Annotated in this window: 27 protein-coding genes; 12 read left to right on the top strand and 15 right to left on the bottom strand. The window is 72.7% G+C overall.

The features are described 5' to 3' along the window. Positions 1-181: 181 nt before the first annotated feature. From ACFWB8_RS22240 to ACFWB8_RS22230, 3 genes are all read right to left on the bottom strand, one after another. Positions 182-1,339 (bottom strand): ROK family protein, encoded by a 1,158-nt coding sequence (locus ACFWB8_RS22240; protein ID WP_385229641.1) that lies wholly within the window; start codon positions 1,337-1,339, stop codon positions 182-184. 118 nt (positions 1,340-1,457) lie between these two features. Further along, positions 1,458-2,108: a response regulator gene (locus ACFWB8_RS22235; protein WP_385229638.1), complete on the bottom strand. Its 651-nt coding sequence runs from the start codon at positions 2,106-2,108 to the stop codon at positions 1,458-1,460. 4 nt (positions 2,109-2,112) lie between these two features. Further along, positions 2,113-3,288, bottom strand: coding sequence for a sensor histidine kinase (locus ACFWB8_RS22230; protein WP_385229635.1), 1,176 nt, complete (start codon positions 3,286-3,288; stop codon positions 2,113-2,115). Positions 3,289-3,396: 108 nt separating this feature from the next. Between ACFWB8_RS22230 and ACFWB8_RS22225 the strand changes: the two genes are divergently transcribed. From ACFWB8_RS22225 to ACFWB8_RS22215, 3 genes are read left to right on the top strand one after another with little or no spacing between them, the layout of a single operon-like run. Then, complete coding sequence (locus tag ACFWB8_RS22225; RefSeq protein WP_385229632.1) at positions 3,397-4,308, top strand: ATP-binding cassette domain-containing protein; 912 nt, start codon at positions 3,397-3,399, stop codon at positions 4,306-4,308. A 30-nt stretch (positions 4,309-4,338) separates the two neighbouring features. After that, on the top strand, positions 4,339-5,088 hold the full coding sequence (locus ACFWB8_RS22220; protein WP_385229629.1) for an ABC transporter permease: 750 nt from the start codon (positions 4,339-4,341) through the stop codon (positions 5,086-5,088). Between the two features lie 40 nt (positions 5,089-5,128). Beyond that, positions 5,129-5,572, top strand: coding sequence for a hypothetical protein (locus tag ACFWB8_RS22215; RefSeq protein ID WP_385229626.1), 444 nt, complete (start codon positions 5,129-5,131; stop codon positions 5,570-5,572). Here the strand turns inward: ACFWB8_RS22215 and mug are convergent. The 5 genes from mug to ACFWB8_RS22190 form a co-directional block, all read right to left on the bottom strand. Next, positions 5,569-6,135, bottom strand: coding sequence for a G/U mismatch-specific DNA glycosylase (mug, locus tag ACFWB8_RS22210; protein WP_385229656.1), 567 nt, complete (start codon positions 6,133-6,135; stop codon positions 5,569-5,571). The two genes, ACFWB8_RS22215 and mug, sit on opposite strands and share 4 nt — an antisense overlap. Then, on the bottom strand, positions 6,132-7,565 hold the full coding sequence (gene purB / locus ACFWB8_RS22205; protein WP_385229623.1) for an adenylosuccinate lyase: 1,434 nt from the start codon (positions 7,563-7,565) through the stop codon (positions 6,132-6,134). The genes mug and purB overlap by 4 nt, the downstream gene beginning before the upstream one ends. Before the next feature lie 71 nt (positions 7,566-7,636). Beyond that, a complete protein-coding gene (locus ACFWB8_RS22200; RefSeq protein ID WP_385229620.1) occupies positions 7,637-8,428 on the bottom strand; it encodes an SGNH/GDSL hydrolase family protein in 792 nt (263 codons plus the stop codon). 77 nt (positions 8,429-8,505) lie between these two features. After that, on the bottom strand, positions 8,506-9,528 hold the full coding sequence (locus ACFWB8_RS22195; RefSeq protein WP_385229617.1) for a hemolysin family protein: 1,023 nt from the start codon (positions 9,526-9,528) through the stop codon (positions 8,506-8,508). Then, positions 9,525-10,865, bottom strand: coding sequence for a hemolysin family protein (locus tag ACFWB8_RS22190; RefSeq protein WP_385229614.1), 1,341 nt, complete (start codon positions 10,863-10,865; stop codon positions 9,525-9,527). Before ACFWB8_RS22190 ends, ACFWB8_RS22195 begins: the two co-directional genes overlap by 4 nt. Before the next feature lie 201 nt (positions 10,866-11,066). Here ACFWB8_RS22190 and ACFWB8_RS22185 point away from each other — a divergent pair, with 201 nt between their 5' ends. Beyond that, complete coding sequence (locus tag ACFWB8_RS22185; RefSeq protein WP_385229611.1) at positions 11,067-11,492, top strand: GNAT family N-acetyltransferase; 426 nt, start codon at positions 11,067-11,069, stop codon at positions 11,490-11,492. Between the two features lie 57 nt (positions 11,493-11,549). Here the strand turns inward: ACFWB8_RS22185 and ACFWB8_RS22180 are convergent, their stop codons facing one another. From ACFWB8_RS22180 to bioB, 5 genes are all read right to left on the bottom strand, one after another. Beyond that, complete coding sequence (locus ACFWB8_RS22180; RefSeq protein WP_385229608.1) at positions 11,550-12,329, bottom strand: ABC transporter ATP-binding protein; 780 nt, start codon at positions 12,327-12,329, stop codon at positions 11,550-11,552. A gap of 108 nt (positions 12,330-12,437) precedes the next feature. Next, positions 12,438-13,121 carry a class I SAM-dependent methyltransferase gene (locus tag ACFWB8_RS22175; RefSeq protein WP_385229605.1) on the bottom strand — a complete coding sequence of 228 codons (684 nt, stop codon included), beginning with the start codon at positions 13,119-13,121 and terminating at the stop codon, positions 12,438-12,440. 103 nt (positions 13,122-13,224) lie between these two features. Next, positions 13,225-13,944, bottom strand: coding sequence for a dethiobiotin synthase (gene bioD, locus ACFWB8_RS22170; protein WP_385229602.1), 720 nt, complete (start codon positions 13,942-13,944; stop codon positions 13,225-13,227). A gap of 1 nt (position 13,945) precedes the next feature. Next, positions 13,946-15,262 carry an adenosylmethionine--8-amino-7-oxononanoate transaminase gene (locus ACFWB8_RS22165; protein ID WP_385229653.1) on the bottom strand — a complete coding sequence of 439 codons (1,317 nt, stop codon included), beginning with the start codon at positions 15,260-15,262 and terminating at the stop codon, positions 13,946-13,948. A gap of 10 nt (positions 15,263-15,272) precedes the next feature. After that, positions 15,273-16,520 (bottom strand): biotin synthase BioB, encoded by a 1,248-nt coding sequence (gene bioB, locus ACFWB8_RS22160; protein ID WP_385229599.1) that lies wholly within the window; start codon positions 16,518-16,520, stop codon positions 15,273-15,275. A gap of 155 nt (positions 16,521-16,675) precedes the next feature. Between bioB and ACFWB8_RS22155 the strand changes: the two genes are divergently transcribed. Then, positions 16,676-17,848: an 8-amino-7-oxononanoate synthase gene (locus ACFWB8_RS22155; protein WP_385229596.1), complete on the top strand. Its 1,173-nt coding sequence runs from the start codon at positions 16,676-16,678 to the stop codon at positions 17,846-17,848. Between the two features lie 6 nt (positions 17,849-17,854). Here the strand turns inward: ACFWB8_RS22155 and ACFWB8_RS22150 are convergent, their stop codons facing one another. Both ACFWB8_RS22150 and ACFWB8_RS22145 read right to left on the bottom strand, forming a co-directional pair. Continuing rightward, on the bottom strand, positions 17,855-18,079 hold the full coding sequence (locus ACFWB8_RS22150) for a DUF397 domain-containing protein (protein WP_385229593.1): 225 nt from the start codon (positions 18,077-18,079) through the stop codon (positions 17,855-17,857). Positions 18,080-18,091: 12 nt separating this feature from the next. Next, a complete protein-coding gene (locus ACFWB8_RS22145; protein ID WP_385229590.1) occupies positions 18,092-18,976 on the bottom strand; it encodes a helix-turn-helix domain-containing protein in 885 nt (294 codons plus the stop codon). Positions 18,977-19,173: 197 nt separating this feature from the next. Here ACFWB8_RS22145 and ACFWB8_RS22140 point away from each other — a divergent pair, with 197 nt between their 5' ends. The 7 genes from ACFWB8_RS22140 (at position 19,174) to ACFWB8_RS22110 (ending at position 24,478) form a co-directional block, all read left to right on the top strand. Next, complete coding sequence (locus tag ACFWB8_RS22140) at positions 19,174-19,638, top strand: ATP-binding protein (protein ID WP_385229587.1); 465 nt, start codon at positions 19,174-19,176, stop codon at positions 19,636-19,638. Positions 19,639-19,932: 294 nt separating this feature from the next. Beyond that, positions 19,933-20,235 carry an urease subunit gamma gene (locus ACFWB8_RS22135; protein ID WP_385229584.1) on the top strand — a complete coding sequence of 101 codons (303 nt, stop codon included), beginning with the start codon at positions 19,933-19,935 and terminating at the stop codon, positions 20,233-20,235. Between the two features lie 14 nt (positions 20,236-20,249). Next, positions 20,250-20,561, top strand: coding sequence for an urease subunit beta (locus tag ACFWB8_RS22130; protein ID WP_385229581.1), 312 nt, complete (start codon positions 20,250-20,252; stop codon positions 20,559-20,561). Further along, positions 20,554-22,275, top strand: coding sequence for an urease subunit alpha (locus ACFWB8_RS22125; protein WP_385229578.1), 1,722 nt, complete (start codon positions 20,554-20,556; stop codon positions 22,273-22,275). The genes ACFWB8_RS22130 and ACFWB8_RS22125 overlap by 8 nt, the downstream gene beginning before the upstream one ends. Before the next feature lie 16 nt (positions 22,276-22,291). Continuing rightward, positions 22,292-22,966: an urease accessory protein UreF gene (locus ACFWB8_RS22120; protein WP_385229575.1), complete on the top strand. Its 675-nt coding sequence runs from the start codon at positions 22,292-22,294 to the stop codon at positions 22,964-22,966. 22 nt (positions 22,967-22,988) lie between these two features. Further along, positions 22,989-23,684 carry an urease accessory protein UreG gene (ureG, locus tag ACFWB8_RS22115; RefSeq protein WP_385229572.1) on the top strand — a complete coding sequence of 232 codons (696 nt, stop codon included), beginning with the start codon at positions 22,989-22,991 and terminating at the stop codon, positions 23,682-23,684. Beyond that, positions 23,681-24,478, top strand: a complete 798-nt coding sequence (locus tag ACFWB8_RS22110; RefSeq protein WP_385229569.1) for an urease accessory protein UreD — start codon at positions 23,681-23,683, stop codon at positions 24,476-24,478. The genes ureG and ACFWB8_RS22110 overlap by 4 nt, the downstream gene beginning before the upstream one ends. Positions 24,479-24,578 lie beyond the last annotated feature (100 nt).

The raw sequence follows: 24,578 nt of genomic DNA, 5'->3' as shown, positions 1-24,578 counted from the left end.
CTCGCCGCGTTGTCGGACCACGCAAGTACGTCCAGTACGAGCCGTGGCCCTCCGCCTTGCGACGCACCGCACCGGACGCCGCGAACCGGCAAACCCCTCCGGCCAGAGCACTAGGGAGTGCGCCGGTCCGCATCCCGTCGCGCGGGGCCGGGGAAGGCAGGGCGGCGTCGCCCCGGCGGGGTCAGCGGCGGCGGGTGGTGACCGTCTTCTCCACCGCGAACAGTTCCTCCTCGACGTGGTCCAGCGCGAGCCGCAGCGCGCCCGTCGCCACCGCCGCCTCGCCGAGCAGGGAGAGCGCCACCCGCGGGGGGCGGAGGCAGTAGCGTTCCAGCTCCCGGCGCAGTGGATCCAGGACCCCGTCCAGACCGGCGGCCCAACCGCCGACCACCACCAGCTCCGGATCCATGGCCAGCACCAGCGCCGCGACGTCGTGCACCAGCCGCTGGACGAACCGCTGCATCGCGGCCACCGCCCGCTCGTCGCCCCGCTTGGCCATCGCGAAGACCCCGGCGACGGCCTGCTCGTCCAGCGGATGCAACGGCTCACCGGTGGTCGACAGCAGCTTCTCCGGCGTCACCTCGCGACCCAGCAGGTGCAGCGCCCCGATCTCGCCGGCCGCTCCGCCGAAGCCACGGTGCAGCCGGCCGCCGATCAGGGAGCCCGCGCCGGGACTCAGTCCGGCCATCACGAACACCATGTCGTCGGTGTCCTGCGCGGCCCCCTTCCAGTGCTCGGCGACCGCCGCCGCATTGGCGTCGTTCTCCACCTGCACCGGGCAGCGGAACGAGCGCCGCAGCCGCTCCCCGAGCGGCAGCCCCGTCCAGCCGGGCAGCGCCGTGCCGAGCCGTACGGTGCCGTCGGCCTCGACGATCCCGGGGCTGCCCACGCCGACGGCCCGCAGGGAGTCCCGCGGTACCCCGGCCCGGCGCAACAGGTCGGCGACAGCCGTACGCACCCGCTCCAGCCGCTCATCGGCGGACGCCGTCTCGGCCACGTCCTTGGTGCCGGCGCCGATCACCCGTCCGTCCAGCCCGGACAGCAGTACGGCGATCCGGTGGGAGCCGATCTCCACGCCGAGCAGGTGTCCCGCCTCGGCCCGGAACCGGAACCGCCGGGCCGGCCGCCCCTGTCGCCGCGCGCCTCCCTCGGCGTCGGCCTCGACGGCGAGGCCCGTCCCCATCAGCCCCTCCACGACCCCTTCGACGGTCGGCCGGGAGAGTCCGGTCAGCCGGGTGAGGTCGGTGAGGGTCGGCGATTGGGCCGCGCGCAGTGCCCGGAGCACCACCGCCGAATTGATCCGCCGGAGCAGAGAGGGGTCCCCGCCGGTCAGCTGCCCCAACGTGTGTCCTCCCAGCTAGCGAGCCGTGTCAGCCGGATCGTACTGCGCACCCGGTCCGGCGGCGAGATCCAGCCCCCCATTGACCGGAATCAACCCTTCCTCTCCGTGTCGTGGCCGCTCAGGCCGGGGCGACGAAACCCGACTCGTACGCGGTGATCACCGCCTGGGTCCGGTCCCGCGCCCCCAGCTTTCCCAGAATCGCGCTCACGTGGGACTTCACGGTCTCCGTACCGACGATCAGCTCGCGGGCGATCTCCACATTGGTCAGCCCCCGGGACATCAGCCGCAGCACGCCTTCCTCCCGCTCGGTCAGCGCCGCCCGCTCCAGCACCGTCCGGGCCTGCCGGTTTCCGTACTCCGCGGCCAGGGCCCGCACCGCTGCGGGGAACAGCAGGGTCTCCCCCTCCGCCACCAGCCGTACCGCGTGCACGATCTCCGACGGCCGGGCCCTTTTCAGCAGGAACCCGTCCGCCCCGGCCCGCAGCGCCTGATAGACGTACTCGTCGTTCTCGAAGGTGGTGACCACGAGGATCTTCGGCGGGGAGTCCACGGACCGCAGGACGGCCCGGGTCGCCTCGATCCCGTCGAGCAGCGGCATCCGGACGTCCATGGCCACGACGTCCGGGCGCAGCTGCCGCACGAGTGGGACCACGGAGGCGCCGTCGGCAGCCTCGCCCACCACCTCGATGTCGGGCTGGGCCTCCAGGACGGCGCGCAGACCCGCGCGGACCAGGGGTTCGTCGTCGACGAGCAGTACGGTAACCGGCATCCGGTCAGCGTATGCGCTCCAGCGGGAGCCGCGCGCGCACCCTCCAACTGCCCTCGTACGGCCCGGTCTCGGCCTGCCCTCCCAGCAGCGCGGCCCGCTCCCGCATCCCGCGCAGTCCGCTTCCGCTGCCCGCCATGAGGGTGGGCCGCTGCGGCAACGGATTCGTCACCTCCAGGTCGAGTCGGTCGGCGGCCACCCCGATCCGGACCCGGACCGGCACGGGGCCGCAGTGCCGCAGCACATTGGTCAGAGCCTCCTGCAGGATGCGGTACCCCTCCCGGGTGACGGGGCCCGGCAACTTCTCCAGCGGGCCGGTCAGTTCCACGTCCACCGCCGAGCCGGAGGCGCGCGCCGAGTTCAGCAGTCGGTCCGCCTCCGCCAGCGTCGGCCGCTGCGACGGCGATTGCGCCGACTCCCGCAGCACCAGCAGCACCCGCTCCAGATCCTCCAGCGCGGCGCGGCCGGTCTCCTCGATGGCTTCGAGGGCCCGGTCCGTGAACTCGGGATCGCCGGCCGCCCGCGCGGCCCCCGCCTGGACGACCGCCACGGTCAGGGCATGACCGATTGAGTCGTGCAGCTCCCGCGCGATCCGGGTCCGCTCCAGCAACTGCTCGGTGCGAGCCTCGAGTGCGGTGAGCCGCTCGGCCGCGGAAGGTCCGAGCAGTTTGCGGGCGACCGCGGTGATCATCTCGCCGAGCAGGACCACGCAGACCATGAGGAGGAGCAAGGGCACCGGGGCGAGCAGCACGGCGGCCCAGCGCGGGGGAGTGAACGGCAGCAGGGCATCCGAGGCCAGCGAGTACCCCAGCGCAGTCTGGATCAACTCGACGGTCAGCATCGGCAGCCACACGGTCGGGAACATCGCGATGAGAGCGACGGCCATCCGTATTTCCAGCCACAGGACCGTCCGCCAGCGGTCGCTCCACCGCGCTGACGGGACGGTGCTTATGGTGCTCGCGGCCGAACCGCGATCGTAGGGCGTGAGGAGCAACTGGGCCTGCAGCCCCTCCGCCAGCCGCATCCAGGGCAGCAGCCCGAACGGCAGGACGATCAGCAACGGCGCCCACGGGGCTTCGGGCTCTATGAACAACCATATGGCCAGCAACAGGACGGGCACACACAGGTGCAACCAGCGCGAGTAGGTCACTGATTGGAGCGGAGCACGGAGCAGTCGGCACATGCACCCATCGTGACATCGCGCAGCTCAAGGGCGTCTCCCCCACGTGGGGGAGACGAGACCCTCGCATGGGGGAGGAAGAGGGGTGGGGTCGGCGGCGAATCTTGAGACATGAACAGCATCGAGATCCGAGAACTGACCAAGGAATACGGCCGCACCCGGGCCCTGGACCACCTGACCTTCGACGTACTGCCCGGCCGGGTCACCGGTTTCCTCGGGCCCAACGGCGCCGGCAAGTCCACCACGATGCGCCTGCTGCTGGGGCTGGACCGGATCACCTCCGGGACGGCCACCATCGGGGGCCTGCGGTTCACCGACTTCTCGGACCCGCTGCGCCGCGTCGGCGCGCTCCTGGACGCGCAGGCCGCCCACGGCGGGAGGAGTGCCCGGGACCACCTGCGCTTCCTCGCCGCCGGCAACCGCATCCCGATGAGCCGGGTGGAGGAAGTGCTGGAGCAGGCCGGGATCGCCTCGGCCGCGAAGCGGCGGATCAAGTCCTTCTCACTCGGCATGCGCCAGCGCCTGGGCATAGCCGCCGCCTTGCTCGGCGACCCCGGGGTGCTGCTGCTGGACGAGCCGACCAACGGCCTCGACCCCGAGGGCGTCATCTGGATCCGGGAGCTGATGCGCGGCCTCGCCGCCGAGGGGCGCACGGTCCTCGTCTCCAGCCACCTGATGTCGGAGACGGCCACGCTCGCGGACCACCTGGTCGTGCTCGGGCAGGGCAGGCTGTTGGCCGACACCTCGATGGAGGAGTTCATAGACGCCCGCAGCGCCCCGCGGGCGCGGTTGCGCACCTCGGAACCGGCCCGGTTGCGGGAGGCCCTCGCCCGGGAGGGCTTCGACCTGGTCGATGCCGATGCCGGGCGCTGGACCGTGGACGGCATACGGGCCGATCAACTCGGAGCCATTGCCGCCCGGGAGGGCATTCCCATGCTGGAACTCGCCGACGAGCGGGCCTCGCTGGAGCAGGCCTACCTCGACCTCACGGCCGGCCATGCGCAGTTCACTGCCACCCGCTGACCTTTCACCCACCTTCAAGGAGGCTTCGCCATGAGCGCCGCTCTGCCCACCGTCCCCGTCATGCACTCGGAATGGATCAAGATACGGTCCCTCCGTGGCACCTTCGGGGCGCTGATATCCCTCTTCGCCGCCACCGTCGGGATCCAGGTGCTGACGGCCGCGGCGCTAGGCCGGGCCGAAGCCGGCAGCATGGGTGACGATCCGCTCCTCGCGGCCTTCTACAGCATCAACTTCGGGCAGATCGCCGCCTTCGCCTTCGGAGCGAGCGCATTGTCCGCCGAGTTCCACAACGGCGCCCTGCGCACATCGCTGGTCGCGGTGCCGAACCGCACCCGCTTCTACCTGTCGAAGATTGCGATGGTGGGCGGACTCGCCTTTGTGGTGGGCCAGGTCACCGGGTTCCTCACCTTCGTGGCGGGTCAGGCGTTCATGGGCCGGTACGCCCTCGGTCTGGGTGACCCCGGCAGCCTTCGCGCCATCTTCGGAAGTGGGGTCTACCTGACGCTGATGGCCTTGCTCGCGGCGGGGCTGACGGCGGTGCTGCGCAGTGCGACAGTCGTCCTGAGCCTGCTCATACCCCTGGTGTTGATGGTCTCGTTCGTCGTCGGTGCGGCTGCCGAGGGTGCGGCCGAGTACCTGCCGGACCGGGCCGGGCAGATGGCGATGCGGTTGGAGTCGCAGGGCGCCCTCGGCCCTTGGAGCGGCCTTGGGGTCCTGGCGCTGTGGGCGGCGGTCGCGCTGATCGGCGGCTGGCTGGCGGTGCGCCGGCGGGACGCGTGACGCCCGGCCAGTTGTCAGTGCCCCCCGTGATACTGACGGTATGACCACGGCAGAGCATCTCGACACGATCGACCGGCTGCGGACGCGAGATTTCCCGGATGTCCGAGCCAGGTCCGAAGTGGGTACCAGCGGCCCCGGATACCACCTCGCGGAACTGGGCGGGAGCCGCTGGTACGGGGACGAGGACGCGGGGGGCCGGGTGGCGCAGGAGGAGCAGGTCGCCGCCGAGTGCGAGGCTCTGGCCCAGCGGCTGGCGGAGCGCTGGGGGGACCCGGATGTGTTCACCCTGGCGAGCCTGCGGCTGCGGGTGGACGGGGAGGACGGGGAGGAGGTGGCGGAGCCTTGGCGGGAGATCGGCGACACCACCGAGTGCCTCCACCTCTGGCGGGCCGGGGGCCGGTGGGTCGCGGTCTACGAGTCCCGCTGGGGGGCCGACCACTCACCGCAGCTGATGGCCGCGGTCACCGTGATCGACCCGCCCTAAGGAGTCCGGGCAGGCGCCTCGTCGGCTGTGGGGTCCGCGGCCGCGCGCAGGCGGGCGTACTCCTGGGCCATGGACTCCGCTGTCCAGTGGGCGTTGAGGCCGCTGGGGTTGGGGAGGGCCCAGATGCGGGTGGAGCCGATGGTTCGATCCTGGGGGCCGATCTGGGCCCTTCGCTCGCCGAAGGCGGTCCGGTAGGCGGTCACTCCGACCACGGCCAGCCAGCGGGGGCGCAGCAGTTCCACCTTGGCCGTCAGGATGCGGCCGCCCTCCCGGAACTCCTCGGCACTCAACTCGTCGGCGCGGGCCGTGGCGCGGGCGACGACGTTGGTGATGCCGAGGCGGTAGGTCAGCAGTTCCTCCTGCTCGGCGGGGGCCAGCCGGCGCGGGGTGAAACCGGACAGGTGCAGGACGGGCCAGAAGCGATTGCCGGGGCGGGCGAAATGGTGGCCCGTCGCGGCGGAGAGGAGCCCCGGGTTGATTCCGCAGAAGAGCACACGCAGACCGCCCGCGACCACGTCCGGGAGGACGCGGTCACGGGCGGCGTTCAGCTCGTCGGGGGTCAGAGGATCGACCCCGGCGTGTACCCGGCAGCCTCCGGGTGCTGCTTGGCGATCGCCTCGATGCGGGAGACCACCGCCGCCACCTGGTCGCTCGCGGCGCCGGTGAAGGACAGCTTGTCGGCCATCAGCGCGTCGAGCTGGGCACGGTCCAGCGGCATCCGCTCGTCGGCGGCCAGCTTGTCCAGCAGCTCGTTGCGCTCGGCGCCCTGCTCGCGCATGGCGAGCGCGGAGGCCACCGCGTGCTCCTTGATGACCTCGTGGGCGGTCTCGCGGCCGACCCCGGCCCGCACCGCGCCCATCAGGACCTTGGTGGTGGCGAGGAAGGGGAGGTAGCGGTCCAGCTCGCGGGCCACGACGGCGGGGAAGGCGCCGAACTCGTCGAGGACCGTCAGGAAGGTCTCCATCAGGCCGTCGAGCGCGAAGAACGCGTCGGGCAGGGCCACCCGGCGGACCACGGAGCAGGAGACGTCGCCCTCGTTCCACTGGTCGCCGGCCAGCTCGCCGGTCATCGAGGCGTAGCCGCGCAGGATGACCATGAGGCCGTTCACGCGCTCGCAGGAGCGGGTGTTCATCTTGTGCGGCATCGCGGAGGAGCCGACCTGGCCGGGCTTGAAGCCCTCGGTGACCAGTTCGTGGCCGGCCATCAGGCGGATCGTCTTGGCGATCGAGGACGGTGCGGCGGCCAGCTGCACCAGGGCGGTGACCACGTCGTAGTCGAGCGAGCGCGGGTAGACCTGGCCGACCGAGGTGAAGGCCTCTGCGAAGCCGAGGTGGGTGGCGATGCGCTGCTCCAGGTCGGCGAGCTTGGCGGAGTCCCCGCCGAGCAGGTCGAGCATGTCCTGGGCGGTGCCGACGGGGCCCTTGATCCCGCGCAGCGGGTAGCGGCCGAGCAGGTCCTCCAGGCGGCCGTAGGCGACCAGCAGCTCGTCGGCCGCGGTGGCGAAGCGCTTGCCCAGGGTGGTCGCCTGCGCGGCGACGTTGTGGGAGCGGCCGGCCATGACCAGTTCGGCGTGCTCGCCGGCCAGCTTGCCGAGGCGGGCGAGGACGGCAACCGTGCGGTCGCGGACCAGTTCCAGCGACAGCCGGATCTGGAGCTGCTCGACGTTCTCGGTCAGGTCGCGCGAGGTCATGCCCTTGTGGACGTGCTCGTGGCCGGCGAGGTCGTTGAACTCCTCGATGCGGGCCTTCACGTCGTGCCGGGTGACCTTCTCGCGCTCGGCGATGGAGGCGAGGTCGACGGTCTCGAGGACGCGCTCGTAGTCGGCGAGAGCCTCGTCGGGGACCTCGATACCGAGGTCCTTCTGGGCGCGCAGGACGGCGAGCCACAGCCGCCGCTCCAGCGTCACCTTGTACTCGGGGGACCACAGGACGGCGAGCTCCGCGGAGGCGTAGCGGCCGGCCAGGACATTGGGGATGCGGGGCTTGGCTGTCACGTGTAGGGATTCTACTTGGGCTCCCGCTGTGTGTTTACGCAGGTAGGGACCCCGCCTCGGATTGTGCCTTGCTACGAGAGCCGCTCGCTCGCCGAAGCCTCGTACGGCAGCAGCTCGGGGCGCTTGGCCGGGAGGCCGTCCCCGGAGGAGCGGCCCGTGAGCCGGCGGCCGATCCAGGGGAGCAGGTGCTGTCGCGCGAAACTCAGGTCCTGGGATCGGCGCACGGTCCAGCCCGGCGGGAGCGAGGGCGGGAGTTCGGTGCGCCAGTCCTCCTGCGACGGCAGGCCCAGCGTCTGCCAGACGGCCTCCGCGACCCGGCGGTGGCCCTCGGCCGTCAGGTGCAGCCGGTCCACGTCCCACATCCGCGGATCCCCGAGGACGGCGGGCCCGTACAGGTCCACCACGAGCGCGCCGTGCCGCTCGGCGAGCTCCTCGATGATGACGAAGAGCTCCTCCATGCGCGGGCGGAAGCGCTCCATCACCGGCCCGTTGCGACCCGGGGACCGCATCAGGACCAGCGTCTTGCAGGAGGGGGCGAGCAGCTCCACCGCCTCCTCCAGGTGCCCGCGCACCCGGCCCATGTCGACCTTGGGCCGAAGCGCGTCGTTCAGCCCGCCCACCAGGGTCACCACGTCGGCGCCCATCGCGGCGGCCGCCGGGGCCTGGTCCGCGGCGATCTGGCCGATCAGCTTCCCGCGCACGGCGAGGTTGGCGTAGCGGAAGGCGGGCTCGCGCGCCGCGAGGCGGGCGGCCAGCAGATCGGCCCAGCCCCGGTAGGAGCCGTCCGGGAGCAGGTCGGACATCCCCTCGGTGAAGGAGTCGCCGACCGCGACAAAACTGGTGTAAGACGCATTCATCTCCATGGCGGAGCGATGCTACCGCGCGGTACCCCGGCCCCGCAGGGCCGGGGACCACACGTACAAGTGGATCTCCGTGCGGATCACTGCGCGGAAGCCGGCCTGTCGAACAGCTCGCGCAGCACGTCCTCCATCGTGACCAGGCCCGTCATGGTGCCATCGGCTCCGAGCACCGCAGCCAGGTGCGTACGGCTGCGCCGCATCGCGGTCAGTACGTCGTCCAGCGGGGTCTGCGCCCGTACCTGGGCGATCGGCCGCAGCGCGGCGACCGGGAAGGGCTCGTCCCGCTCCGTCACGTCCAGGACGTCCTTGACGTGCAGGTAGCCGAGGATGCCGTGCTGAGCGTCGACCACCGGGAAGCGGGAGTACCCGGACTCGGCCGACAGCCGCTCCAGACCGGCGGGCGTGATGCCTTCCCGGGCCGACACCACCCCGTCCGCGGGCAGCACCACATCGGTGACCGGCCTGCGCCCCAGCTCCAGGGCGTCGTACAGCCGCTCGCTCGCCCGTCCGTCGATGAGCCCCGCGTCGCTCGAGTCCTTCACGATCCGCGCCAGCTCGTCGTCGGTGAACGTCGCCGCGACCTCGTCCTTCACGTCCACCCGCAGCAGCCGCAGCAGGGCATTGGCGAAGGCGTTGATCGCGAAGATCACCGGCCGCAGCGCCCGGGTGAGGGTCACCAGCGGCGGACCGAGCAGCAGCGCGGTACGCACCGGCTCGGCCAGCGCCACGTTCTTCGGCACCATCTCGCCGAACAGCATGTGCAGGTACGTCGCCAGGGCCAGCGCGACCACGAAGGAGATCGCGTGCGTCAGGCCGTCCGGCACCCCGACGAGGTCGAACAGCGGCGCCAGCAGGTGCGCGATGGCCGGCTCCGCGACCACACCGAGCACCAGGGTGCACAGCGTGATGCCCAACTGCGCCGCCGCCATCAGCGCCGACACGTGCTCCAGCCCCCACAGCACCGCGCGGGCCCGCCGGTCGCCCTGCTCGGCGTACGGCTCGATCTGGCTGCGCCGGACCGAGATCAGCGCGAACTCCGCGCCGACGAAGAAGGCGTTGACGACCAGGGTCGCCAAGCCGATCAGCAACTGGACCGCAATCATCGGACCCCCTTCGTACGCTCGTCACCCTGGTCGGCCGCGGGCACGTGCAACAGCACCCGCGCGGCTCGCCGCCCGCTCGCGTCCACCACGTCCAGGCGCCAGCCGTCCAGCTCGAGGCTGTCGCCGACGACCGGGATCCGGCCCAGCTCGGTCGCTATCAGACCGGCCAGCGTCTCGTACGGGCCGTCCGGCACCCGCAGCCCGATCCGCTGCAGCTGGTCGGTGCGGGCGGAGCCGTCGGCGGAGAAGAGCGTGCGCCCGGTGTCGTCCTCGCCGGCCGGGTCCAGGTCGGAGGTCTCGTGCGGGTCGTGCTCGTCGCGTACCTCGCCGACGACCTCCTCGACGATGTCCTCCAGCGTGGCCACGCCCGCCGTGCCGCCGTACTCGTCGATGACCACGGCCATAGTCTGCTTGCCGGACAGCCGGTCCAGCAGCCGGTCCACGGTCAGCGACTCCGGTACGAGGAGCGGCTCGCGCAGCAGCGAGGACACCGGGTGGTGGTGCCGTTCCTCGGCGGGCAGCGCCAGTACGTCCTTGATGTGGACGGTGCCGACGACGGTGTCGAGGTTGCCCCGGTAGACGGGGAAGCGCGACAGGCCGGTGGCCAGCGTCGCGTTCGCCACGTCCTCGGCGGTGGTCTGCAGGTCGAGGGCGGTGACCTGGACGCGCGGGGTCATGACGTTCTCGGCGGTCAGGTCGGCGAGGTTCAGGGTCCGCACGAACAGCTCGGCGGTGTCCTTCTCCAGTGCGCCGGCCTTCGCGGAGTGCCGGGCCAGCGCCACCAGCTCCTGCGGGGTGCGCGCGGAGGCGAGCTCCTCGGCGGGCTCCATGCCGAGCCGCCGCACCATGTGGTTGGCGGTGGTGTTGAGGTGGCCGATCAGCGGCCCGAAGGCCCGGCTGAAGACCCGCTGCATCGTGGCCACGCGCTTGGCGACGGCCAGCGGGGAGGAGATCGCCCAGTTCTTGGGCACCAGCTCGCCCACGACCATCAGGACGACGGTCGACAGGGCGGTGCCCAGGACCAGGGCGGTGGAGGAAGCGGCGCCCGAGGACAGCCCCATGGCCTCGAAGGGGCCCTTGAGGAGAGCCGCGATCGAGGGCTTGGAGAGCATGCCGATGACCAGGCCGGTCACGGTGATGCCGAGCTGGGCGCCGGAAAGCTGGAAGGTGAGGGTGCGGACGGCGGCCAGGGCGCTGTCGGCCCCGCGCTCGCCGCGTTCGACGGCCCGCTCCAACTCGCTGCGCTCGATGGTGGTCAGCGAGAACTCGGCCGCGACGAAGGCCCCGCAGGCAAGGCAGAGCAGCAGCGCCACGACGAGGAGGAGCACTTCGGTCATCGGTCGATCACCTCCGTCCCATGATCGGCCAGGAGGAGGGGTGTCGCGCGATGTCGTGGACTGGGAGTCTCGCCCATGGGCGGACGCTCACACCTTTCATTCGAGTCGTGTTCGAGGGGACGATTCCCCCATGGTAAAGGAAGGGCAAAGCGGCCGGATAATTCTTTTGGCGGACCCCCCGGGCCGTGGTGGGATCCCGGTATGACTGATCTTCATATCGGCCCCGCTTCGGAGTCCGACCTCGCCGCCGTCCTCGCGTTCTGGAAAGCGGCCGCCGAGGGCACGAGTATCAGCGACGACCTCGACGGCGTCGAGCGCCTCCACGCCCGCGACCCGCAGGCCCTGCTGCTCGCGCGCCGCGACGGCGAACTCGTCGGCACGGTCATCGCGGGCTTCGACGGCTGGCGCTGCCACCTGTACCGGCTCGCCGTGCACCCCGAGCGCCGCAGGCAGGGGATCGGATCGGCGCTGCTCGCGGCCGCCGAGGAGCGGTTCGTGGCGCTCGGCGGGCGGCGTGCGGACGCCATGGTGCTCGTACGCAACGAGAACGCGCACGGGGCCTGGAACGCGGCCGGCTACCGCTCCCAGGACCAGTGGACGCGCTGGGTGAAGCCGCTGAACGGGTGATCCGGGCGGCGGTGGCCCTCGCCGTCACTCGCTGCGCAGGGCGCCCGGAGTACGGCCTCAGCCCTCGGGGGAGTCGGCCGCGGGGGCGCCGGCCGTGTCGACGGTGGGGGAGGACAGGCGGCGCATCCGTTCCAGCACCGCTTCCGCCGTGGGGTCCGGCATGCGGTCGACGATCCGGCCGTCCGCGAGGAAGAGCACCAGGTCCGCACGGCCGGCGGCTCCGGGGTCGTGGGTGACCATCACGACCGTCTGGCCGAGGGAGTCCACCGCCGTGCGCAGGAGGTCGAGGACTTCGGCGCCGGAGCGGGAGTCGAGGTTGCCTGTGGGCTCGTCCGCGAAGATCAGCTCGGGCCGGGAGGCGAGCGCCCGGGCGCAGGCCACGCGCTGCTGCTGACCGCCCGAGAGCTGGCCCGGGCGGTGGTGGAGGCGGTCGTGCAGGCCCAGGGTGTCGATGACGCGGTCCAGCCACTCCTGATCGGGGCGGCGGCCGGCGATGTCCATCGGCAGCGTGATGTTCTCGGCGGCGGTCAGGGTCGGCAGGAGGTTGAACGACTGGAACACGAAGCCGACCCGGTCGCGCCGCAGCCGGGTCAGCCGGCGGTCGGGCAGGCCGGTGATCTCGGTCTCCCCGAGCCAGACCTGGCCGCCGGAGACGGTGTCCAGCCCGGCCAGACAGTGCATCAGCGTGGACTTGCCGGAGCCGGAGGGACCCATCACCGCCGTGAACCGGCCGCGGGCGATGTCCACGTCGACCGCGTCGAGCGCGAGTACGCAGGTCTCACCGCTGCCGTACGCCTTGGTCAGGGCGCGGGCCCGGGCGGCCGTCGGCCCTGGCACCGTCCGGGTCGTTTCCGTGGGCTGGTTACGGACCACTTGCTCTCCCCCGGGTAGGCAATCGCCTTGTCGGGGGCGAGAGTAGGCGTGGAACCACGGCTTCGGAATGGCTCACGCGGGCGAGCGACGGGCCGAGCCGATGACGCAGTACGAGGTCGGCAGCGCCGGCCCGCGGGCGGGCAGCCGGAACCCGCGCCGCGAGACGATCCGGAACCCGGCTGCCTCGATCGCCGCGACGGGGTCGCGGGAGGTGTGGCACCCGCCGAAGAGGTGGGGCCAGACCGTACGGTCCAACGCCCGCTGGACGGCGGCCATGCCGGGGCCGGGAGCCAGCCCGTGCTCGAAGAACCGCAGTTCGGCGTCGGGGCGCAGCACCCGGTGCAGCTCCGCGAGGGAGCGGTGCAGGTCCCGTACGGTGCACAGCACCAGGCAGGCGACGGCGGCATCGAAGGCCTCGCTCTTGACCGGCAGGGCCTCGGCGGCGCCGGGCACGACGTCGACCGGGACCTCGGCGCGCTGGGCCGCCTCGACCGCGAGACGGCGCAGGGTGCGCTCGGGCTCCACGGCGACGACCTCGGAGACGGCACGGGGGTAGTGGGCGAAGTTGAGGCCGTTGCCGGCGCCGATCTCGATGACGCGGCCGCTCACCCCGTGCAGGAGCTCCCGGCGCAGTTCGGCGATTCCGCCCCGGATGTCGGCCTGGACGCTGGCGCGGGCGTAGAAGCGGGCGAAGAGCGGATGGCGGACGGGATCGTCGGCCGACGGGCCGGGTGCGCGTTTGCTCTGCTTCGCCATGACGTACCTCCGGGGCGGGCGGACGCGTACCGTCAGTCTCCCCCGGATCGCGGACGCCATCCCCCCGGGCGCCGAACGGGCCCGGAGGGGACGGCGGACAGCCCTACGCCGGCCAGGCCGTCAGGAACGACTCCGGCGACCAGGTGCCCGACAGGGCCGGGGCCAGCCAGCCGGGGGAGGCCCGGCGGAACGCCTCGGGGTCCAGGGTGCCCGCGCCCTGCGGGACCGCGCCCAGGAGCGGGAGCCCCGAGACCGCGGGCAGGCCGGCCAGGTTGCAGCGCGCGGCCAGGTCCGGCTGCCGCGGCCAACTGCCGATGACCACGCCCAGGGCGGTCAGCTGCCGGGCGCGCAGGGCCTCGGCCGTGAGCTCCGTCGAGTTGAGGGTGCCCAGGCCCGCCTGTGTGACGACCAGCGTCGGCGCGCCGAGCAGCCGGGCCGCGTCGGCCAGGGTGTGCCCCGACTCGTCGAAGCGCACCAGGAGTCCGCCCGCGCCCTCCACCAGTACCAGGTCGTGGTCGGCGGACAGCCGCTCGGCCGCCCGCGCGATCTCGGCCGGGGAGACCGTGGCCAGACCCGCGCGGCGGGCCGCGGTGTCGGGGGCCAAGGGCTCGGGGTAGCGGACCAGTTCCACCGCGGTGACGGCCGGTCCGGCCAGGCGGACGGCCTCCGCCGCGTCACCCGGCTCGTGCGGAGCCACGCCCGTCTGGGCGGGCTTGAGGACCGCGACCGAGCGGCCGGCGGCCAGTGCGGCCGCCGCGATGGCGGAAGTGACCACCGTCTTGCCGATTTCCGTGCCCGTACCGGAGACGATCACCACGGACATGTCAGACCTCCCGGGCCGCGGCGACGACCGCGCGGCAGATGCGCGCGACATCGGCGTCACCCGTGACGAACGGCGGCATGGTGTAGATCAGGTCCCGGAACGGGCGCAGCCAGACGCCCTCCCCGACGGCCGCCCGGGTCGCGCGCGCCATGTCGAGGGGGTGGTCGAGCTGGACGACGCCGATGGCGCCGAGGACGCGGACGTCCTTGACCCCGGGGAGCGCGGCGGCCGGGGCGAGGCCCTCGTGCAGGCCCGCCTCGATGCGCTTGATCTCACGCGCCCAGTCCTGGTTCAGGAGCAGGTCGATCGAGGCCAGCGCCACCGCCGTCGCGAGCGGGTTGCCCATGAAGGTGGGCCCGTGCGCCAGCACCGGTACCTCGCCGTGCGAGATGCCGTCGGCCACCCGGCTCGTGCACAGCGTGGCCGCCAGCGTCAGGTAGCCGCCGGTCAGCGACTTGCCCAGGCACATCACGTCCGGGGTGATCCCGGCGTGGTCCGCCGCGAACAGGGCGCCGGTGCGGCCGAAGCCCGTCGCGATCTCGTCCAGGATGAGCAGGACGTCGTACTCGTCGCACAGTTCCCGGAGCACCCGCAGGTAGTCCGGGCTGTGGAAGCGCATGCCGCCCGCGCCCTGGACCACCGGCTCCACGATCACCGCGGCGAGCTCGTCCGCGTGCTCGGCGATCACGGCACGCAGGTGGTCGGCGTACGCCGGGTCCACGGGCGAGTCGAAGGTGCCGGGCGGCGCGTCCGCGAAGACCTGCCGGGGCAGATGACCCTGCCACAGCTCGTGCATCCCGCCCTCGGGGTCGCAGACGGCCATCGGCTGCCAGGTGTCCCCGTGGTAGCCGCCGCGCCAGGTCATCAGCCGGGTCTTGCCGGTGCGCCCCACCGAGCGCCAGTACTGGAGGCACATCTTCACGGCGACCTCGACGGCCACCGAGCCCGAGTCGGAGAGGAAGACGTGCTCCAGCCCGGCCGGGGTGATCTCGACCAGCCGGGCGGCCAGCCGGATGGCGGGCTCGTGGGTGAGCCCGCCGAACATGACGTGCGACATGCGGCCGAGCTGGTCGCTCGCGGCCTCGTTGAGCGCCGGGTGGTTGTAGCCGTGGATCGCCGACCACCAGGAGGACATCCCGTCCACCAGCTCGTCCCGGCCCTGGGCCGGGGCGGCGAGCCGCAGCCGGACGCCCGAGGCGGAGGAGACCAGCAGTGGCCCCTCCCGCCCGGGCATCGGACCGTACGGGTGCCAGACGTGCTGCCGGTCCAGGTCGAGCAGTTCGGCGGCGGCCGACATCCGGTCGAGCGGGTCGTGCATGGGGTGCGTGTCAGGCATTGGGGGCGAGATCCGTCCCCGCGCCGCGGCGCCGGACCGCCACCAGGTCCGGGCGCACCTCCCCGGCACCGGCCTGCGCCGCCACGGCCGCCGGCTCCGCGTGCCCGGAGCAGCCGCCGCACGCCGAACCGCAGCCGGCCTCGTCGGCGGAGCCCGCGGAACCGGAACCGGAGCCGCACACCGAGGCGCCGCCGTGAGAGCCGCAGCCGCCGGCCGCCGCCGCGGGCGCGGCCTCGGAGCGGTGCCGGGGAAGGGTCGACGTACCGGCGCCCTCCACCTCGAAACCGGCATCCGCGATCATGTCGAGGTCGGCCTGCCCGGCCTGGCCCTCACTGGTCAGGTAGTCGCCGAGGAAGATCGAGTTGACCAGGTGCAGGGCGAGCGGCTGCATGGAACGCAGGTGCACCTCGCGCCCGCCCGCGAGGCGGACCTCGACGTCGGGGCAGGCGAACCGCACCATCGCCAGGATGCGCAGGGCGCGCTGCGGGGTGAGGTTCCACTCCTTGGCCAGCGGGGTGCCCTCGAACGGGATCAGGAAGTTGACCGGCACCGAGTCCGGGTCCAGCTCGCGCAGCGAGTAGACGACGTCGACGAGGTCCTCGTCGCTCTCGCCCATGCCCGCGATCAGGCCGGAGCAGGCCGACAGGCCCGCCGCGTGCGCCTTCTGCACGGTGTCGACGCGGTCCGCGTACGTGTGGGTCTTGGTGATCTGACCGTACGTCGCCTCGGAGGTGTTCAGGTTGTGGTTGTAGGCATCCGCGCCCGCGTCCTTCAGGCGCTCCGCCTGGCCGTCCGAGAGCAGGCCGAGGCAGGCACAGACCTCGACGCCCTCGTTCTGCTCCTTGATGGCCTCGATGGTCTTGCCGACCCTGTCCACATCGCGGTCCGTGGGCCCGCGGCCGCTCGCCACCAGGCACACCCGCTTCGCCCCGCCCGCGACGCCCGCCGCCGCGGCCTGCGAGGCCTCCTCGGGCTTCAGCCACGTGTACTTGAGGATCTCGGCCTTCGATCCCAGCCGCTGCGAGCAGTAGGAGCAGTCCTCGGGGCAGAGGCCGGATTTCAGGTTGACCAGGTAGTTCAGCTTGACCCGACGCCCGAACCACTGGCGGCGCACCTTGCCGGCCGCGGCCACCACGTCGAGCAGTTCGTCGTCAGAGGTCGCCAGCACGGCGAGTGCCTCTTCGCGGGTCGGCAGCTCGCGCCGCAGCCCCTTGTCCACCAGGGTGTTCAGCAGGTCCATGACGCCGATCCTGGACCACACGACCACTCCCGGCCAAGGAGAGATCCAACAACATGGCCGGAACGGAGTGTGTGTATCGCCACACCTGGCGCTCGAGTCACGGCCGCTAGGGTCGGGCAGGTCTGTGGACTGCCGACAAAACGCGAGGACCGCCGATGCCCCAGCACACCCCCGAACCCGTGGACGTCTTCGCCTGGATCGACGGCGCGGAGCAGGCCCGCGAGCAGGCCGGACTGGTCAGGACCCTGCGCCCGCGCGCGGCCTCCTCGCCGCTCCTCGATCTCGCGAGCAACGACTACCTCGGGCTGTCCAGGCACCCCGAGACCGTCCGGGGCGCCCGCGAGGCGGCCGAGCGGTGGGGCGCCGGAGCGACTGGATCGCGCCTCGTGACCGGTACGACCGAGCTTCATGCCGAGCTCGAGCGGGAACTCGCGGACTTCTGCGGTTTCGAGGCCGCGCTGGTCCTCTCCTCCGGGTACGCCGCCAACCTCGCCGCCGTCACCGCCCTCAGCGACCGCGGCACCCTGGTCGTCTCCGACGCCGGGAACCACGCCTCGATCGTGGACGGCTGCCGCCTCTCGCGCGCCGAGACCGCCGTCGTCCCGCACTCCGACCCGGATACCGCGCGCAAGACGCTCGCCGCGTTCGGGGGCCGGGCGATGCTCGTCAGCGACTCGGTGTTCTCCGTGGACGGGGACGCCGCCCCGCTCGCCGCCTACGCCGCCGCCTGCCGGGACGAGGGCGCGGCCCTGGTCGTGGACGACGCGCACGGGCTGGGCGTACTGGGCGAGGGCGGCCGCGGAGCGCTGCACGCCGCCGGACTCGCGGGCGCGCCCGGGGTGGTCGCGACGCTGACCCTCTCGAAGTCCCTGGGCAGCCAGGGCGGCGCCGTGCTCGGCCCGGCCAAGGTGATCCGGCACCTCGTCAACACCGCCCGGACCTTCATCTTCGACACCGGGCTGGCTCCGGCCGCCGCGGGCGCCGCACTGGCGAGCCTGCGCCTGCTGCGGCGGGAACCGGAGCGGGCCGGCCGGGCCCGGGAGGTGTCCGCCGAGCTGTACGGGCGGCTCACCGCGTCCGGCCTGACCGCGGCCCGGCCGGACGCGGCCGTGGTGTCGGTACGGGCCCCGTCGGCCTCGGCGGCACTGCGCTGGGCCGCCGACTGCCGCGAGGCAGGTCTGTCCGTGGGGTGCTTCCGGCCGCCGTCGGTGCCGGACGGCATCTCCCGGCTGCGGCTGACAGCCCGGGCCGATCTCACGGGGGACGAGATCACCCGGGCCGTCGAAACGATCCTGCGGACCGCTCCGGCCGGAGCCGCGGACCGCTGAGCGGCGCTACGCGAGGGGCGCGTCCGCCCGCACGGCGATGAGGAAGCCGTCCCAGGCCGGCCCGGTGAAGAGCACGGCCGGGCCGTCCGTCCGCTTGGAGTCGCGGACGGCCAGCAGGCCGCCGCGCAGGACGGCGGTTTCCACGCAGTTGTTCATTCCGGTGCTGCGGCTGCTCCGCCGCCACCGCGCGCTGATCAGAAGTCCGCTGGTGGATAAGGGGGTTGCGGACACGGGAGTGCCTCCTTACGCGTCGTCAGCGAGTGAGCTGATGAGATCCGACGAGTCGTGGGGCGGGAGGGCGTGCGCCTGGATGGTGCGGAACGCTGCGCTGTACGCCTCTAGGTCTTCCTTCCGCTCCAGGTAGAGGCTACTCGTCAAGTGGTCGAGTACCACCACATCCAGATCAGCGATGTTCGGAAATGAGAAAATAACGAACGGCCCGGTCAGGCCGAGATGTCCCCCCACGCTGAACGGCAGTACCTGCAGCCGCACTTGAGGCAGCTGCGCCACCTCCACCAGGTACCGCAACTGCTCGGCCATCACCCCCGGCCCGCCGATCTTCCGTCGCAGCACCGCCTCGTCCAGTACGGCGCTCAGCTCCAGCGGCGGTTCCGCGCGCAGCACCGACTGCCGGGCCAGCCGTACCTCGACCAGCGCGTCCACCTTCGGCTCCGGCAGCCCGCCCAGCGCGGCCCGGGTCACGGCGCGCGCGTACTCGGGGGTCTGCAACAGCCCCGGAACCACGGACAGTTCCACGGTGCGGGCCGAGCGGGCCCCGGCCTCCAGGCTGATGAAGTCCCGGTACTCCTGGGGCAGCAGCCCCCGGTAGTCGTGCCACCACTGGCGGCCGCGCCCGGTGCCGACGTCCGGGGCGGGGCCGGCCGCCGATACCGAGAGGGCTTCCAGCAGCGCCCGCTGCTCGGGGCTCACCAGCTCCCCGTAGGCATCGAGGAGCCGGCGGATGTCGTCCACCTTGACGCCGCTGCGCCCCGTCTCGATGCGGCTGATTTTCGACTGGTGCCATCCCACGAGCCGGGCCGCCTCACCACTGGTGAGTCCGGACCGGTCGCGCAGTGCACGCAGCTCCTCGCCGAGCTTGCGCCGGCGTACCGCGGGACCGTGCTGCACACCCGCCTCCTTCCACCGGCACAGCTCGCACCAGTCTGCCGTCCAAATACGCTCTTCCGTAGCAGAGTTCACCGCATCGAGCGACAGATATATGCATAACTTGGGAGAACGGGAGAAACCGCGGCAGGATGGGTGACACTCTGGCGTCCAGCACAGATCCGGGGCGGCTTGGCCCCGGTGGGAAAGGGACCGTCGCCATGGCAGATCACCAGGAAGCATCCGTCACTCTGCCGAGCGATCCCGCTTCGGTCGCCACCGCCCGCCGCTACGTCGCGGAGGTGCTGAACGAGTGGGGACTCCCCGATCACGGCGCCGGCGCCGACACGGCCGACAGCGTCCGGCTGATCGTTTCGGAGCTCGCCACCAACGCCGTACAGCACACTTTCGGCCAGTCGCCCACCTTCACCGTCGACGTCCGCCTCGAACGCGAGGAGTGGCTCCGCGTCGGGGTGACCGACAGCCACCCGCGCTGGCCCAAGCGGCTCCCGGCCGCCGTCCAGCAGGACAACGGCCGGGGGATGGTCATCATCCGTTGGCTCACCGCGGAGGCCGGCGGCCGGCTTTCGGTCAGCCCCACCGGGGACGGCGGCAAGACCGTCTGGATCGCCCTGCCCTGGACCACCGGCGCCCCGGCCGAGACGGCCACGGCCACCGGCTGCTGAGCGAGGTCGCTTCCGTATACGGAACCCGGAGCGCGGGGCCCGGGAGTCGAACCGGGTACCTCCCCGAAACGTGGGTTAACCCAGCGGAAAAGCGCGGCGCCTAACGTGGCGTCACGGTCCTGCGCCAATGACCACCCATGAGTCGGCAAAGCGTCGGTGGTCGGGACGGAAAGCCTTGCTCTGTCTTGGGCAAGACACGCTTGGCCCGGATATGCGCAGGTCAACAAAGTGTTGATGGCCAGTAGGGTCGGCTCCGCGCACTGTTGATCTTGTCCCGGAAGCTTGGTGATACGCGTGCAACTGACACCGCACGAGCAGGAGCGACTGCTCATCCACGTGGCCGCGGACGTGGCCGGGAAGCGAAGGGCGCGCGGGGTCCTGCTCAACCACCCCGAGGCCATCGCCCTGATCACCGCGCACCTCCTCGAAGGGGCCCGCGACGGGCGGACCGTGGCCGAGCTGATGGCCTCCGGCCGCACCGTCCTCACCCGCGAAGAGGTCATGGAGGGCATTCCCGAGATGATCCACGACGTGCAGGTCGAGGCGACCTTCCCGGACGGCACCAAACTCGTCACCGTCCACGACCCGATCGTCTGAGAGGGAGTACCCGCATGATCCCCGGCGAAATCGCCTACGGGGACGGCCCGGTGCGCCTCAACGAGGGCCGCCCCGTCACCCGCCTCACCGTGCTCAACGCCGCCGACCGGCCCGTCCAGGTCGGCTCCCACTACCACTTCGCCGAGGCCAACCCCGGCCTCGAATTCGACCGGACCGCGGCCTACGGACTGCGGCTCAACGTCGCGGCCGGCACCGCGGTCCGCTTCGAGCCGGGCATCCCCGTCGCCGTGGAACTCGTACCGCTGGCGGGCCTGCGCACCGTACCGGGACTGCGCGGCGAGACCGGGGGGCCGCTCGATGGCTGAGATCTCGCGCCAGGTGTACGCCGACCTCTTCGGCCCCACGGTGGGCGACCGGATCCGGCTCGCCGACACCGACCTCTTCGTGGAGGTCGAGCAGGACCTCGGGGGCGGCCCCGGCCGGGCCGGCGACGAGGCCGTCTTCGGCGGCGGCAAGGTCATCCGCGAGTCGATGGGGCAGGCCCGCACGACCCGCGCCGAAGGCGCCCCCGACACGGTGATCACCGGGGTCGTCATCCTCGACCACTGGGGCATCGTCAAGGCCGACGTCGGCATCCGCGACGGCCGGATCAGCGGCATCGGCAAGGCCGGCAATCCCGACACCATGGACGGGGTGGATCCCGCACTCGTCATCGGCCCCGAGACCGAGATCATCGCGGGCAACGGGAAGATCCTCACCGCCGGCGCCATCGACGCCCACGTGCACTTCATCTCCCCGACCGTCATCGACGAGGCCCTCGCCTCCGGGATCACCACCCTCGTCGGCGGCGGCACCGGCCCCGCCGAGGGCACCAAGGCCACCACCGTCACCCCGGGGCCCTGGCACCTGGCCCGGATGTTCGCCGCGCTGGAGGCCCACCCCGTCAACATCGGCCTCCTCGGCAAGGGCAACACCATGTCCCGCGAGGGCATGTACTCCCAGCTGCGCGGCGGCGCCCTCGGATTCAAGCTCCACGAGGACTGGGGCTCGACCCCCGCCGTCATCGACGCCTGCCTGACCGTTTGCGAGGAGACCGGCGCCCAGGCCGCCATCCACACGGACACCCTCAACGAGGCCGGCTTCGTCGCCGACACCCTCGCCGCCATCGGCGGCCGGACGATCCACTCGTACCACACCGAGGGAGCGGGCGGCGGGCACGCCCCCGACATCATCACCGTGGTCTCGGAGCCGAACATCCTGCCCAGCTCCACCAACCCGACCCGGCCGCACACCGTCAACACCGTCGAGGAACACCTCGACATGCTGATGGTCTGCCACCACCTCAACCCGGCCGTCCCCGAGGACCTCGCCTTCGCCGAGTCCCGGATCCGGCCCTCCACCATCGCCGCCGAGGACGTCCTGCACGACCTCGGGGCCATATCCATCATCTCCTCCGACTCCCAGGCCATGGGGCGCGTCGGCGAGGTCGTGCTGCGCACCTGGCAGACCGCCCACGTGATGAAGAAGCGGCGCGGATTCCTGCCCGGCGACGGACCCGCCGACAACCACCGGGCCCGCCGCTACGTCGCCAAGTACACGATCAACCCCGCCGTGGCCCAGGGGCTGGCCCGCGAGGTCGGTTCGGTGGAGACCGGCAAACTCGCCGACCTGGTGCTGTGGAGCCCCGCCTTCTTCGGGGTCAAGCCCGCGCTCGTCATCAAGGGCGGCCAGATCGCCTACGCGCAGATGGGCGACGCCAACGCGTCCATCCCCACCCCGCAGCCCGTACTGCCCCGGCCGATGTTCGGCGCCCACGGACGGGCCCCCGCGCTGAACTCGCTCAACTTCACCGCGCAGGCCGCGCTCGACGACGGACTGCCCGAACGGCTCGGACTCGGCAAGGAGTTCGTGGCCATCGAGAGCACCCGCAAGGTGAGCAAGAGCGACATGCGGGGCAACGACGCCATGCCGAGGGTGACGGTCGACGCCGACACCTTCACCGTCACCATCGACGGCGAGGTGGTGGAGCCCGCGCCCGCCGTCGAACTGCCCATGGCCCAGCGATACTTCCTGTTCTGAGAAGGGGCCTGCCGCGATGAGCCTCGCCGCACTGCTCGTCCTCGCCGACGGCCGCTTCCCCGCCGGGGGCCACGCCCACTCCGGCGGGGCCGAGGCCGCCTGCAAGGCGGGCCGGATCCACGACGCCGCCACCCTCGAGGAGTTCTGCCGGGGCCGGCTGCACACCGCGGGACTCGTCGCTGCCGCACTCGCCGCGGCCGCGGCCCTCGGGCTGGACCCGGCCGAGCTCGACGCCGCCGCCGAGGCGCGGACCCCCTCGCCCGCGCTGCGCACCGCCGCCCGGCGGCTCGGGCGGCAGCTGCTGCGGGCCGCGCGGGCCACCTGGCCCGCCGCCGAACTCGACGCGCTGGGCGCCGCGTTCCCGCGCGGGGCGCACCAGCCCGTCGTGCTCGGGATCACCGCCCGGGCGGCCGGGCTCGGGCCGCGGGCCGCCGCGCACGTGGCGGCGTACGAGAGCGTCAGCGGCCCGGCGACGGCCACCGTGCGGCTCCTGGGCCTGGACCCCTTCGAGGCGACCGGGGTCCTGGCCCGGCTCGCCCCCGACCTCGACGCCGTCGCCGAGCAGGCGTCGGCCGCCGCCCTGCGGGCCCGCGCGGACGGCCCGGAGGCGCTGCCCGCGGCCTCCTCGCCCCTGCTCGACATCGCGGCGCAGATCCATGCCGACTGGCCGGTACGGCTCTTCGCCTCCTGAACCACCACCCAAGGAGCCCCCCATGCACCTCGACCACGCCGTGGCCCACCCCCACCGGCACACCCACAGCGCCGAACCCGTGCACCCCGACGGCACGCGCCGTGCCCTGCGCATCGGACTCGGCGGCCCGGTCGGCTCCGGCAAGACGGCCACCGTCGCCGCCCTGTGCCGGGCCCTGCGCGCGGAGCTGTCCATGGCCGTCGTCACCAACGACATCTACACCCGGGAGGACGCCGAGTTCCTGCTCCGCGAGGCCGTCCTGCCGCCCGAGCGGATCGCCGCCGTGGAGACCGGGGCCTGCCCGCACACCGCGATTCGCGACGACATCTCCGCCAACCTGGAAGCCGTGGAGGAACTGGAGGAGGCCTTCCGGCAGAGCGGACGACTCGACCTGATCCTCGTCGAGTCCGGCGGCGACAACCTCACCGCCACCTTCTCCCGGGGCCTGGTCGACGCCCAGATCTTCGTCATCGACGTGGCCGGCGGGGACGACATCCCGCGCAAGGGCGGCCCCGGCGTCACCACCGCCGACCTGCTCGTGGTCAACAAGACCGACCTGGCCCCCCACGTCGGCTCCGACCTGGACCGGATGGCCCGCGACGCCGCCGAACAGCGCGGGCAACTGCCCGTCACCTTCCAGTCCCTGCGCGGACCCGACGGCGTGGGACCGGTGGCCGACTGGGTGCGCGAGCGGATCGCCGCCTGGGTCGTGCGGTGACCAGCGCGCCCCCCGCCCCACCGGTCGCGGCGGGTCTGCGGGCCACCGCCCGCATCCGCGCAGCCGCCGACGGGCGCGGCGGCACCGCGCTTCCGCTGCTGGCCGGGGAGGGACCGCTCGCGCTGCGCCGCACCCGGGGAGAGGGGCCCGGCGCCGAGTCCGAGGCCGGCGTCATGCTGGTCGGCGCCATGAGCGCCCCCCTCGGCGGCGACCACCTCACGGTCGAGGCCGAAGCCGGCCCGGGCGCCCGGCTGCTGATGCGCTCGGCGGCGGCCACCCTGGCCCTGCCCGGCCGGGGCGGCGAGTCCGCGCGGTACGACGTACGGCTGACCCTGGCGCGGGAGTCGCGGGTGCGGTGGCTGCCGGAGCCGCTCGTCTCGGTCCGCGGCAGCCGGCTGCGGGTCCACACCCGGGCGGAACTCGCGCCCACCGCCCGTCTCCTGCTGCGCGAGGAGCAGGTGCTGGGCCGTACCGGTGAGGCGCCCGGCCTGCTGCGGAGCCGCCTCACCGTGACCCGCGGCGGGCGCCCGCTGCTGGACCAGGAGCTGGCCTGCGGCCCCGGCGCGCCCGGCGGCTGGGACGGCCCGGCGGGGATCGCGGGCCACCGCGCGCTCGGCCAACTCCTCATCGTCGACCCGGCCTTCGAGCAGGCTCCGCCCGCCGCCGCGGTGCTCGGGGAGTTCGCCGTTCTCACCCCGCTGGCCGGCCCTGCGGCCCTGGTGACCGCCCTGGCACCGGACGCCCTGCGGCTGCGCGAACTGCTCGACGCCGCATGCCGTACCCACGGTTGGTGAGGCGCGGACAAACTCAGGACGAACCAGACACCGCTCAGCGGTACACACCTTTCCGGTTATCGGGTTGGCAAAGAACGCGACCGTGCTCTGTTGCCGGAGA

Origin of the sequence: Streptomyces sp. NPDC060031 (genome assembly GCF_042736805.1) — a bacterium.
GTDB lineage: Bacteria > Actinomycetota > Actinomycetes > Streptomycetales > Streptomycetaceae > Streptomyces.
Note: the sequence above shows the minus strand (reverse complement) of the source record. Positions and strands in the feature narration are given on the sequence as shown.